We start from the raw sequence: 11,721 nt of genomic DNA on the forward strand, positions 1-11,721 counted from the left end.
GCACCTTTCGACCTTGAACATAAGCCAAGTCTTGTGTTAAATCTGCTAATAACGCATCGACATATTGTTGTTGTGGTAACTCACTATTTTGACCATGGGAGTTAAAGTCACAATAAGGGCATTTTTGCACGCACCAAGGAATATGGATATACAAGCTAAGAGGTGGTAATTGCAATGTCATTTATTGATGACCGCCCGTAACGTTGTCCAATGAAATAATACCTTGGGCTTTCATGGCACTGACCAATAGCTCAAGTGCTTTGCCTCGATGACTATGGGCATTTTTCTGCTCACGAGTTAACTCCGCTGCCGAGCAATCAAAACCTTGCGGGATAAACACTGGGTCATACCCATGGCCTTGTTCGCCTTGTGGAGCATGGTTTATTGTCCCTTCCCATGAGGCTTGGCAAATTATTGGAGTAGGATCTTTTGCATGACGCATATAAACAAGCACACATTGGAAACGGGCACTACGAAGTGTTTCACCTTGCAATGCATCAAGTAGCTTGAGGTAATTGCTGGTTTCAGTCGCACCAGGTCCAGAATAACGTGCAGAGTAAATGCCTGGTTGACCTTGTAATGCATCAACTTCAATGCCTGAGTCATCTGCAATTGCAGCTTTACCGGTTATTTCAGCAGCATGACGAGCTTTGATGATAGCGTTTTCTACAAATGTAGTGCCTGTCTCTGCAACCTCGGTCACGTTAAATTTATTCTATGGTAATACTTCAATATTAAATGCAGTCAGCATTTGATCAAATTCGGCAAGTTTGCCTTTGTTGCCACTGGCAAGAACAATTTGTTGTTTGACTAAGGTATGCATAAGCTTTTTAGATGAGGGTAAATTTGCAGTCATTATACTCTAACTACCCCGCGATAGGCTACGGGGGTAGTTAGGCCGCTACGCCGATAGTGCGCTTCGCTTCTAGGACGTGACTTCGTCACTGCTAAGGACAGCTTCGCTGCTAAGATTGAGTCGCTGGGCGACTAGGCTGTTGATTTTACAGAATCTAGCCGCGAAGCGTCCTAGCAGCGCAGCGCTCTAGGCTTTTTATCGATGATTTAATCTACATAGAACTTTTGTTTGAAGTTCAAAGAAGTATTTAGCTGGTTGCCGTGCTTAATAGCAATCGTGAAGTTGACTTCTTGGTCGTCACGATAAGGTACTTCTGCGATGTAGTAGATGGAATTGCCTTCACGAATTTCTTTAAAATCCAACGTTATGCGGGCATCTATTAAATTATTAGCTATGCCTGATATTTCAACTGGGATAGCAGGGTTCCCTTCTAGATTAGTATTGAGCACGGTAATGTTTACCAATCCATTGTAACCGCTGCGTTCAATTCCGTAGGTTTTCGCAATTTGGGGAGTAATAAAGGTGCTACTGAGTGCCATGTAATGAATATCAAAATGACCAACTTGTAGTTTTTGCTCTGCATGAGCATAGCCAATACTAGTGATGGTTATGAGTGACAGCAATAACAGGTGTAAAAATGAGCGAGATAAACGCAATGCTTGAAACATAATTTTGTCCTTAATGGGCTTGAGCAATTTCATCTTATGGGTAACAGTCATAAAAGGGCGGCTATTTCGGGTGGGATAACCTGGGGTTGGCATATTTTAATTTGCTTATGACGACCTTGTTCACCCTTGAGGATATGAACCTGACTTTTAGCCACTTTACAGGCTTTAGCAAGATACTTAGACAGATAAGCATTTGCTTTGCCGTCAATCGGTGGTGCTGTGATGGCTATTTTTAATTCGTTACCGTGCAAGCCGATAATTTGATCGCGGCTGGCTTTGGGTTGCACATAAACAAAAAGCAACAAGTCACCTTGCTGCTCATCGTTAATATAGCTTACTGGATTCATTATTAGAGTTATTCAAGATCTAAATAATTGACCAAAAAGGGATATATTGCGCGCACAACATATTAATAAAATTCATCGCAATAAATACCACTAGTACAGATAAATCTAAGCCACCAATAGCAGGAAGTATTTTGCGTACTGGCGCTAAAATAGGTTCTGTTAATTGGGTCATTACCATCACAATTGGGTTGTAACCTTGGTTAAACCAGCTTAATACTGCACGGATAAGTAACATCCAAAAAAGTAATACGCCAGCTTGTTTTATCACAGATATCACTGAGAATAATAACAAGGTAACAATATCTACAGTCGCCCCAGCAATGAAAGTAAGTACTAACATTTTAACCAACACGACAATTAGTGCCAGTACCATTGATGACGTATCAAAACGTCCTACTGAGGGTAATAGTCGACGCATTGGTGCGATAATCGGTTGTGTCACTTTAACCACAAATTGGCTAAATGGATTATAAAAATCCGCTCTTGCAAGCTGTAGCCAAAAACGAAGAATGACGACCATTAGGTATAAGTCAAACAGCGTGTTGACTAAAAAACTCATTGCATTCATGTGTATAACCTTACGTTAATGTAATTTGGTACTTAATTTGATACTTAATGTTGTACTTAAGTTGGCGCGCAACATAGATCGTAAATTATAACTAAAATAAACTGCGCTAATATTTAGCTTTACGACCTACTGAGGTAATAATATAACTGATTATCACTCAAATTTGCTGTTAATAAGCGCAGTTTTACGCAATTATTTTACACTAATGAGGTTAATCGTCAGTTAAATAATGGTTCATCTCATTACGTTAAAATGTTTTAGCCATTTCTTGGGCTCTAGTAACACAGTTTGTCATGGCTTTATCGACCAATTCAACTAAACCACCTTGTTGAAACGTTTCTACGGCTTTAGCTGTTGTTCCGCCTTTTGACATGACATTCTGACGCAGTTCGGTTACCGATAACTGCTGGTTTTGTATCACCATCTGCGCGGCACCCAAAGCGGCTTGCTCAGCAAGCAGTCTCGCTTTATCTTCAGCCATCCCCATATTGACACCAGAGGCGATCATTGACTCGATAAACAAGAAGAAATAGGCAGGAGAGCTGCCTGCAAGTGCTATTACTTGATCTAATTCCGGTTCGTTATCAACCCAAACCACTTTACCGCCGCTTTGCATTAAAGTTTCACAAATCGATTTATGTTCGGCAGAAATACTGTCGTCGGCATAAATACCCGTCATACCATAGCCAATTTGAGTCGGAGTATTAGGCATAGTGCGAATAAGTTTTATAGGTTGTTTAAAGTAGTCTTGATAGCGAGATGCAGGAATACCCGCAGCGATAGTAATAACTAACTTATCGGCTAAATTTAGTGAACTTAAGTCTTCACAAACAGCGGCCATTAATTGTGGTTTTACACTTAACACTATTACATCGGCAGCTTGTGCTGCCGCATGATTATTGTGGGACACTTGAATCGCAAAATCTTGCTGCAATGCATCCAATTTACCTTTACTAGGATTGGTTGCATGAATAAGGTCGTTAGGATAGCCATGCTTAACTAAGCCACTGATAATGCTACGAGTCATATTGCCCGCACCGATAAAACATACTTTTGCTTGAGTCATTAAGTCTGTATCCAATAAAAGAGTGAATTTAGGTCTTATTGCCGTGTATGTTACATAATTCAGCCCTAGGACGCCACGCTTCTAGGTTCTAAGGCGGACTGCGTCCTAGCAGCGCAGCGCTCTAGGCTGTTGATTTTATCTTTCCCCAAAAATCGCACTGCCGATACGTACCATGGTTGATCCGTTGGCGATGGCGATGTCCATGTCGCCGCTCATTCCCATTGATAGAGTGTCGACGCTAGGATATTGCAGTTTAAGCTGGTCGAAAAGTAGCTTTAATTGGCTAAATTCTTGTTGTTGAAGTTGTGTGTCATCAGTTGCCGTTGGAATAGCCATTAATCCGCGTAGTTTGAGATGACTTAAGGATGCGATAGTAAGTGCTAACGTGGCGACATCATCAGGATTAACACCAGATTTAGATTGCTCTTGGCTAATATTGACTTGAATGCACACATTTAATGGCGATTTGTCATTCGGACGTTGCTCATGCAAACGTTGGGCAATTTTGCTGCGACTTAAGGTATGCATCCAATCAAAATTTTCGGCAACAATTTTGGTTTTATTCGATTGCAGCGGGCCAATAAAATGCCATTCGATATCAGGATAATCGACCTGTAAGGCATTAATCTTAGTTTCGCCTTCTTGGACATAGTTTTCACCAAATAGACGTTGCCCCGCTTGATAAGCTGCCACTATGTCACTGATGGGTTTGGTTTTACTCACAGCCAATAGACTTATTTCGTCCGATGAACGTGAGCACTTTTGCGCCGCTTGATTAATTCTACTCTGGGCGATTGATATTCTGTCTGCTATTGTTGTCATAATGTTGGTTAATTGGATGTCTCTACAATGGAAATCACTGAATTACTCGCCTTTAGTGTAAAACACAAAGCATCAGATCTACATCTTTCAGCAGGTGTTTCTCCTATGATCCGCGTTGACGGTGAAGTAAGGAAAATTAATTTACCTGCGCTAGATCATCAAGGCGTTCATAGTCTTGTTTATGACATCATGAATGATAAACAACGTAAAGACTACGAAGAACATCTAGAAATCGATTTTTCATTCGAAGTGCCTAACCTCGCGCGTTTTCGTGTTAACGCATTTAATCAGTCGCGTGGTGCAGGGGCAGTATTCCGTACCATTCCCTCTGAAATTTTGTCTCTTGAGCAACTTGGCGCACCAGAAATATTTAAAAAAATCGCCAGTTATCCACGTGGATTAGTGTTAGTGACGGGGCCTACCGGTTCTGGTAAATCAACCACATTGGCTGCGATGGTCGATTACGTTAATGAAAACCGACATGACCATATTTTAACTATTGAAGACCCAATAGAATTCGTACACCAGAACAAACAATGCTTAATCAATCAGCGTGAAGTTCACAAGCATACACATAGCTTTAATGCAGCACTTAGAAGTGCATTACGTGAAGACCCGGATGTTATTCTTGTGGGTGAAATGCGCGACCTTGAAACCATTCGTTTAGCCATGACCGCCGCCGAAACGGGTCACTTAGTGTTTGGTACTTTGCATACCACCTCAGCCGCAAAAACCATTGACCGTGTTGTCGATGTATTCCCAGAAGGTGAAAAGAGTATGGTTCGCACCATGTTGTCTGAGTCGCTGCAGGCGGTTATTTCACAAACATTAATCAAGAAAATTGGTGGTGGCCGAGTGGCTGCTCATGAAATTATGATGGGCACACCAGCAATTCGAAATCTTATTCGCGAAGATAAAGTCGCGCAAATGTACTCAGCTATTCAAACGGGTATGTCACACGGTATGCAAACCCTAGATCAATGTCTGCAAACCTTAGTTAATCGTGGGTTAATTACCCGTGAAGATGCGATGCAAAAGAGTTCAAATAAACAAGCTAATTTCTAAGGAACTTGATCATGGATGTTCGTCCATTTTTAAATATCATGGTTGAAAAAAAGGCGTCTGATTTATTTATCACTGCCGGTTTTCCACCTAGTGCCAAAATAGACGGTGAGTTACGTCAATTATCCGAAAATCGATTAACACCAGAGCAATCATTAGTGTTTGTTGAGTCGTTGATGAGCGACATACAAAAGAAAGAGTTTCACGAAACCAGTGAGTGTAACTTTGCTTTTGCGGCCAAGGATTTAGGTCGATTCCGGGTCAGTGCCTTTTGGCAACGAGAATCCGCAGGTTGTGTTATGCGTCGCATTGAAACTCAAATTCCTGAAGTGGATGATTTAAAGCTGCCTGCTATTTTAAAAGATTTAGTTATGAGTAAGCGTGGCCTTATCATCATGGTTGGCGGTACCGGTACCGGTAAATCTACATCATTAGCTGCGCTTGTAGGATATCGAAACGCTCACTCTCGTGGGCATATTTTAACCATCGAAGATCCGGTAGAATTTGTCCATAACCATCGAAAAAGCATTATCACTCAGCGTGAAGTGGGTATTGATACTGATTCGTTTGGCGCAGCGCTTAAAAGCTCACTCCGTCAAGCGCCAGATGTGATTCTGATTGGTGAAATCCGTACTCAAGAAACCATGGAATTTGCGCTTTCATTTGCCGAAACCGGTCATTTATGTATGGCAACATTGCACGCAAACAATGCTAACCAAGCCCTCGATCGAATTATGCATCTAGTGCCAGAAAGCAAACACAATCAACTGCTATTTGATTTGTCGTTAAATTTACGCGGCATTGTAGCGCAACAGCTCATTCCTAAATCTGACGGAACAGGGCGCCGCGCCGCCATCGAAGTATTAATCAATACCCCTCGTGTGGCCAGTTTAATCGCTAAAAATGAGTTACATTTACTTAAAGAAACGATGAGTAAGTCACGCGAACAAGGCATGCAAACTTTCGATCAGGCATTACTTGATTTATATGTAGAGGGTGAAATTAGTTATTCCGATGCATTACATCACGCTGACTCACCTAATGATTTGCGCTTAATGATAAAATTGCAAAACAATGAAACATCTTCTTCTGGGACAATGGAAGGCATTACCCTCGATATGGACTAGTGTTTTTTTACCAGCAAATCAGCACATTATTAATCGAATTTTTTGATATGAGAGGTCGCAAGCCACATCTTGCGGCCTTTTTTGTTATCATGGGCGCTATTATTGTTATAATGACTGCTGTTGTTGTGGACATTGCGATGACAAAAGTACATTAAAACCTTTCTCAAATAGCCTTTCCGTATAAACACTTTATACGTTACTCATTTTTATCTCGCTTTATAATATTGTTCTTTCAAGGATGTTCCATGCAGTTATGGCAAAAAGTCACCGTTTTATCTTCGCTAATCTTGTTTCCATTAGTGGCCTCAGCAGTACCCGTCACAGATGAAGTCGATATAGGCGGTGCAGTACGCGTGAACTACGGTTGGAAAGATTACGATAACAACTCCAAGCTCGAGTTTGAATTGTTCCGCGCTGACGTCAACTACAAGAGTAAAGATGGCTTATTCGCCTCAGCTCAGTATCGTTGGTATGAAAACATGGACGTAGTGCATCATGCCTATATGGGTTATCAGTTTGATGAAGCCCAATCAGTGCAAGTGGGTGTAACCCAAGTCCCATTTGGTTTATTACCTTATGCTGCTCATTCATTTTGGTTCGGAGCAACCTATTATCTTGGTTTTGAAGATGATTACGATGCTGGTATCCATTACAAAAATGAACAAGATGGTTGGCGCTATGATTTAGCTTATTTTGTTAATGACGAAATTGGCGACGGTTCTAATTATGATCGTTACTCATTTGATGCGGCCACAACAGCCGATTCACCATATGAAGAGGCAGGACAAATCAACGCCCGAGTTGAGCGTGAATTTACTTCTGGTGAAGTCACTCATAAATTAGGTGGTTCATTACAATACAGCCAATTAGATTTTATGGCTGATGCCGCTACCGTAGCAGGTGAAGACACCAATGGTCTTGCCGCTGCAGCTCACTGGCAACTTGACTGGAAACAATGGCAACTACAATTACAATATATTCATTATGACTATGATGTAGACAACAGTGAACGTATTGCGCTGAGTGCGTTTCAATATCCATTTGAAATTGCTGCACAAGCCGATGTTGCTACTGTTAACATTGCTAAATCGGTTGACGTTGATTGGGGACCAATCACTAATTTAAATTTTTACAACGATTACAGCCAGGTAATGGCATCGGGTCAAGGACTTGATGATTCTATCCAGAATGTGACTGGTGTTGCCATCACTGCAGGTAAATTTTATTCTTATGTAGATTGGATTGCCGGTAAAAATATGTGGTTTGTTGATGGTCCAGGCGTTGGTATCAATAACGGTGATACATCATGGCAATCACGTTTAAATATTAATATTGGTTTTTATTTCTAATCATTTATGATCTGAAAAAAGCAGTACTTCGTATAACGTTGTGATACTTCATTAGGCATCGATAAATTCGTTTATCGGTGCCTATTTTATCTATTCTTATAAATGTTGAGCAAAGGACAAACTAACAATGATTAAATACATAATGGCAATCAGCTTATTGGGATTAAGTTTTAGTACTGTTGCTGCAAGTTGTCCTGACTATCTCAATGTTGAAGCGCGTAAATTACACTCAACAGAAAACGTCAATTTATGTGAACTCACCCAAGGCAAAGCCGTATTAATTGTTAATACCGCATCGCATTGTGGGTTTACGCCTCAATTTGAAGCACTTGAAGCATTACACAAACAATATGCCGACAAAGGTTTAGTGGTGATTGGCTTTCCATCAGATGATTTTTTCCAAGAAGAAAAAGACGAAGCTAAAACTGCCGATGTTTGTTTCATTAATTATGGTGTTACGTTTACTATGGTGGCAACATCACCTGTTAGAGGCGGTGAGGCTAACTCAGTATTTAAATACTTAGGTGACAAAACTGGAGCACCTAAATGGAATTTCTACAAATACGTAGTTTCCGGTGATGGCCAAACCGTACAACAATTCAGTTCGCGCGTGAAACCTGATAGCGAAGAATTGAAAAAAGCGATTGAATCAGTTTTGTAATTGTTAGCTAAGCTAAGTGACTTAACCTAGTTGTTTAATGCAGTTATTTAATACACTTATCTAATATTAATTACTTCATTGAATTTCTTCATCAGATGACTTAATCAAATGATTTAAGCTAGCTAGATAAGATGGCTTATATAAATATTTGCCGAGAGCGGGTTAATTTGATGATAAAATCGATACCTAGCACTCTTTTTGTTTTAAATGAATGCGATACAATTTTGATTTAAGCTCATGGGATATCCAAAAGTGAGCTGTATTTGTAAATCCATATCAATAACGGAGAAGATACTTTGGCTAGATTTTCAGGGTTAGATAAAGACACCGGCCACAAAGCTCGTGGTAAAACTGGTGTGTTATTATTAAATCTAGGTACACCAGATGCACCTACTGCATCAGCTGTTCGCATCTATTTAGCTGAGTTTTTGGCGGATCCTCGAGTAGTGGAAATTCCAAAACTGATATGGATGATTATTCTTCACGGCATTATTTTGCGTATCCGACCTGCTAAATCGGCTGCCTTGTACAAGCAAGTATGGACCGACGAGGGTTCTCCTTTACTGGCTATCAGCCAAGGCCAACAAGCTAAACTTGCCAAGCAATTACAAGCCCAAGGGCATGATGCTAGCGTTCATTTGGCTATGCGTTATGGTTCGCCATCAACGTCGAGCACTTTACAAGCTATGCATAAACAAGGCGTAGACAACTTAGTCGTTTTGCCTTTGTATCCGCAATATGCAGCCCCAACAACGGGCTCTGCGTTTGATGCTTTAGCCAAAGAGTTAATGAAATGGCGTTATATTCCAGCACTGCATTTTATCAATACTTACCACGACAACGTCGACTTTATTGATGCACTTGCAGCATCTATTCAAAAAGATTTTGACCAACATGGTAAACCACAAAAACTGGTGATGTCTTTTCATGGTATGCCAGAGCGTAACTTGCATCTAGGCGATCCTTATTACTGCTTCTGCATGAAAACAACTCGATTAGTGGTAGAGAAATTAGGTTTTAGTGAGGATGATTACGTCGCCACGTTCCAATCTCGCTTTGGCAAAGCTAAATGGTTACAACCTTATACCGATGTAACTATTGGCAGCCTACCAGCTAAAGGTATCACCGACATCGCTGTTATCTGCCCAGCCTTTAGTGCCGATTGTCTCGAAACCTTAGAAGAAATTAAAGGTGAAAAGCGTCACGTATTTGAAAATGCCGGCGGAAAGACCTTTAGGTATATCGAATGTTTAAACGACAACGATGACCACATTAATATGATGGCAAACCTGGTTAAACCTTACTTATAATTTCATCGAAAAGAAACAGCAATGAAATAAAGGTGACAAGCGGTAACAAGCAATAAGCGCGATAACAAGCGCTTACGCTTAGCGCGAACAGGCGATAACAAATTTCGCTGTTAAGATGTTCAGAATCTAGCAGCGATGTAATTTCTCGGATGTTAATTTTCGCTCTTCATCACTAGTTACCTTTCGACCTCGCTCTATATCGCTCGTTATCCTTTTCCACCGCCAGTTATCATTGTTTTAATCGCCTTTCACTGCTCGCCTCTGCTTTTATGATTTGTTAAACTCAAACAATGTTTTACTGCTAAAGAAATAATATGAGAATAGATCCCAATATCGCATTAGTTTATAGCACTGATAAAGGTCGTATTGATCAGCCTAAGCCACAAGCTGAAATACCCACTGGCGACGGTATAGTGCGGATCCATAAAGACAGTAAAGGTCGTAAAGGAAAGGGGGTGAGTGTGATCAAAGGGCTAGAGTTAGATGAAAAAGCCCTAAAAGACCTTGCGCAAAAATTGAAGAAACAATGTGGCTGCGGTGGTACAGTAAAAGACTTCTGCATTGAAGTACAAACTGACAATCGCGAACAAATAAAATCCATATTAGAAAAGTTGAATTTTACTGTGAAATTAGCGGGTGGATAATACCTAAAGCTAAAACACTATTGGGGATAGCATATGGATAGCTTAAAAGACCACTTTTTAATTGCGATGCCATCATTAGATGACACATTTTTCGAGCGCTCGGTGATCTACATTTGTGAGCATGATCAAAAAGGTGCTATGGGTTTAATGGTTAACCGTCCAATCGGTGTTGAGGTTGAAGATCTGCTTGAACAAATGGAACTCTATCTATCGCCAGAGTTTTTGTTTTCCTTAGACAGTCAAGTGCTTATAGGTGGCCCTGTGGCACCCGAACGCGGTTTCGTGCTACACACGCCGCAGAAACACTGGGTTAACAGCACTGAAATCAGCGAAGAGACTATGCTTACCTCCTCGCGAGATATATTAGCTTCGATTGGTTCTAATAAATCGCCCGAAAACTTTATTGTAGCGCTAGGTTATGCTGGTTGGAGTAAAGACCAACTGGAACAAGAAATTGCCGACAACACCTGGTTAACCATCAAAGCTACATCAGAGTTACTATTTAACGTTGAGCCCGAACAAATGTGGCTAATGGCTACCCAACAGCTCGGTTTTGATATTTGGCAAATGTCGAGCCAAGTCGGACATGCTTAAAATAGGTCGCTACGCTGCTAAAATTCTAGGCCGCTACGCGGATAGTGCGCTTCGCTTCTAGGGCGGACTGTGTCCTGCTAGGGACAGCTTCGCTGCTAAGATTTTATAGTATCTAGCCGCGAAGCGTCCTAGCAGCGTAGCGCTCTAGGCTGTTGCTTTTAAAGCGTCCTCTAAAAATTAAACCAAGAGATATACATGCAACCACAAACCGTTTTAGGGTTCGACTACGGCACCAAAAGTATTGGTGTCGCTATAGGTCAAGCCATTACAGCCAGTGCCACGCCTTTATTATCAATTAAAGCGGTTGATGGGATCCCTAATTGGGATGATATCGATAAATTATTAAAAGAATGGCAACCAGATCTTGTCGTCGTCGGTTTACCGTTAAATATGGACGGTACCGAGCAAGAGATGACTCAACGTGCTCGGAAATTTGCTAATCGAATTAACGGTCGTTTTGGCGTTAAAATTGCCACTCAAGACGAACGCTTAACCACTGCAGATGCTAAAGCTCGTTTATTCGAACTTGGTGGATTTAAAGCGTTAACTAAAGGCCAAATTGATGCAGTATCTGCGGTTTTAATTATAGAAAGCTATTTCGAAAATCAGTATTAATCTAGATGCTAAGTGCTAGGCCGCTACGCGGC

Annotated in this window: 13 protein-coding genes and 2 pseudogenes; 8 read left to right on the forward strand and 7 right to left on the reverse strand. The window is 41.0% G+C overall.

Annotated features, from left to right (window positions below; translation table 11 throughout):
- The 7 genes and pseudogenes from H5202_RS12355 to H5202_RS12385 all read right to left on the reverse strand — a co-directional run.
- Positions 1-181 (reverse strand): annotated as a pseudogene (locus tag H5202_RS12355) (radical SAM family heme chaperone HemW); the annotation flags it as partial.
- Positions 182-856: pseudogene (rdgB, locus tag H5202_RS12360) on the reverse strand (RdgB/HAM1 family non-canonical purine NTP pyrophosphatase). It abuts the pseudogene before it with no gap.
- 206 nt (positions 857-1,062) lie between these two features.
- Entirely contained in the window at positions 1,063-1,524 is a 462-nt protein-coding gene (locus H5202_RS12365; RefSeq protein WP_182772340.1) for a DUF4426 domain-containing protein, read from the reverse strand.
- Positions 1,525-1,571: 47 nt separating this feature from the next.
- Complete coding sequence (gene yggU, locus H5202_RS12370) at positions 1,572-1,871, reverse strand: DUF167 family protein YggU (RefSeq protein ID WP_182772341.1); 300 nt, start codon at positions 1,869-1,871, stop codon at positions 1,572-1,574.
- A gap of 19 nt (positions 1,872-1,890) precedes the next feature.
- A complete protein-coding gene (locus H5202_RS12375; RefSeq protein ID WP_182772342.1) occupies positions 1,891-2,439 on the reverse strand; it encodes a YggT family protein in 549 nt (182 codons plus the stop codon).
- 247 nt (positions 2,440-2,686) lie between these two features.
- A complete protein-coding gene (gene proC / locus H5202_RS12380) occupies positions 2,687-3,505 on the reverse strand; it encodes a pyrroline-5-carboxylate reductase (RefSeq protein WP_182772343.1) in 819 nt (272 codons plus the stop codon).
- Between the two features lie 135 nt (positions 3,506-3,640).
- The gene (locus tag H5202_RS12385) at positions 3,641-4,327 is read right to left on the reverse strand and encodes a YggS family pyridoxal phosphate-dependent enzyme (RefSeq protein WP_182772344.1); all 687 of its coding nucleotides are present in this window, start codon (positions 4,325-4,327) and stop codon (positions 3,641-3,643) included.
- A gap of 27 nt (positions 4,328-4,354) precedes the next feature.
- Between H5202_RS12385 and H5202_RS12390 the strand changes: the two genes are divergently transcribed.
- The 8 genes from H5202_RS12390 (at position 4,355) to ruvX (ending at position 11,689) form a co-directional block, all read left to right on the forward strand.
- Positions 4,355-5,392 carry a type IV pilus twitching motility protein PilT gene (locus H5202_RS12390; protein ID WP_182772345.1) on the forward strand — a complete coding sequence of 346 codons (1,038 nt, stop codon included), beginning with the start codon at positions 4,355-4,357 and terminating at the stop codon, positions 5,390-5,392.
- A gap of 11 nt (positions 5,393-5,403) precedes the next feature.
- Positions 5,404-6,516 (forward strand): PilT/PilU family type 4a pilus ATPase, encoded by a 1,113-nt coding sequence (locus H5202_RS12395; protein WP_182772346.1) that lies wholly within the window; start codon positions 5,404-5,406, stop codon positions 6,514-6,516.
- A 245-nt stretch (positions 6,517-6,761) separates the two neighbouring features.
- On the forward strand, positions 6,762-7,865 hold the full coding sequence (locus tag H5202_RS12400; RefSeq protein WP_182772347.1) for a hypothetical protein: 1,104 nt from the start codon (positions 6,762-6,764) through the stop codon (positions 7,863-7,865).
- 142 nt (positions 7,866-8,007) lie between these two features.
- Entirely contained in the window at positions 8,008-8,526 is a 519-nt protein-coding gene (locus H5202_RS12405; protein ID WP_443019403.1) for a glutathione peroxidase, read from the forward strand.
- A gap of 296 nt (positions 8,527-8,822) precedes the next feature.
- Positions 8,823-9,836, forward strand: a complete 1,014-nt coding sequence (hemH, locus tag H5202_RS12410; RefSeq protein WP_182772349.1) for a ferrochelatase — start codon at positions 8,823-8,825, stop codon at positions 9,834-9,836.
- A gap of 314 nt (positions 9,837-10,150) precedes the next feature.
- Positions 10,151-10,480: a stress response translation initiation inhibitor YciH gene (gene yciH / locus H5202_RS12415; protein WP_182772350.1), complete on the forward strand. Its 330-nt coding sequence runs from the start codon at positions 10,151-10,153 to the stop codon at positions 10,478-10,480.
- 33 nt (positions 10,481-10,513) lie between these two features.
- Positions 10,514-11,074 (forward strand): YqgE/AlgH family protein, encoded by a 561-nt coding sequence (locus tag H5202_RS12420; protein WP_182772351.1) that lies wholly within the window; start codon positions 10,514-10,516, stop codon positions 11,072-11,074.
- Positions 11,075-11,269: 195 nt separating this feature from the next.
- Entirely contained in the window at positions 11,270-11,689 is a 420-nt protein-coding gene (ruvX, locus tag H5202_RS12425; RefSeq protein WP_182772352.1) for a Holliday junction resolvase RuvX, read from the forward strand.
- The last annotated feature ends 32 nt before the right edge of the window (positions 11,690-11,721 follow it).

This window comes from Shewanella sp. SG41-4 (genome assembly GCF_014164505.1).
In the GTDB taxonomy this organism is placed as follows: Bacteria; Pseudomonadota; Gammaproteobacteria; order Enterobacterales; family Shewanellaceae; genus Shewanella.

What these genes read in the sequence shown, in the direction of transcription:
- H5202_RS12365 (WP_182772340.1), bottom strand. Translation starts at nt 1,524, where the DNA reads ATGTTTCAAGCATTGCGTTTATCTCGCTCATTTTTACACCTGTTATTG.
- yggU (WP_182772341.1), bottom strand. Translation starts at nt 1,871, where the DNA reads ATGAATCCAGTAAGCTATATTAACGATGAGCAGCAAGGTGACTTGTTG.
- H5202_RS12375 (WP_182772342.1), bottom strand. Translation starts at nt 2,439, where the DNA reads ATGAATGCAATGAGTTTTTTAGTCAACACGCTGTTTGACTTATACCTA.
- proC (WP_182772343.1), bottom strand. Translation starts at nt 3,505, where the DNA reads ATGACTCAAGCAAAAGTATGTTTTATCGGTGCGGGCAATATGACTCGT.
- H5202_RS12385 (WP_182772344.1), bottom strand. Translation starts at nt 4,327, where the DNA reads ATGACAACAATAGCAGACAGAATATCAATCGCCCAGAGTAGAATTAAT.
- H5202_RS12390 (WP_182772345.1), top strand. Translation starts at nt 4,355, where the DNA reads ATGGAAATCACTGAATTACTCGCCTTTAGTGTAAAACACAAAGCATCA.
- H5202_RS12395 (WP_182772346.1), top strand. Translation starts at nt 5,404, where the DNA reads ATGGATGTTCGTCCATTTTTAAATATCATGGTTGAAAAAAAGGCGTCT.
- H5202_RS12400 (WP_182772347.1), top strand. Translation starts at nt 6,762, where the DNA reads ATGCAGTTATGGCAAAAAGTCACCGTTTTATCTTCGCTAATCTTGTTT.
- H5202_RS12405 (WP_443019403.1), top strand. Translation starts at nt 8,008, where the DNA reads ATGGCAATCAGCTTATTGGGATTAAGTTTTAGTACTGTTGCTGCAAGT.
- yciH (WP_182772350.1), top strand. Translation starts at nt 10,151, where the DNA reads ATGAGAATAGATCCCAATATCGCATTAGTTTATAGCACTGATAAAGGT.
- H5202_RS12420 (WP_182772351.1), top strand. Translation starts at nt 10,514, where the DNA reads ATGGATAGCTTAAAAGACCACTTTTTAATTGCGATGCCATCATTAGAT.
- ruvX (WP_182772352.1), top strand. Translation starts at nt 11,270, where the DNA reads ATGCAACCACAAACCGTTTTAGGGTTCGACTACGGCACCAAAAGTATT.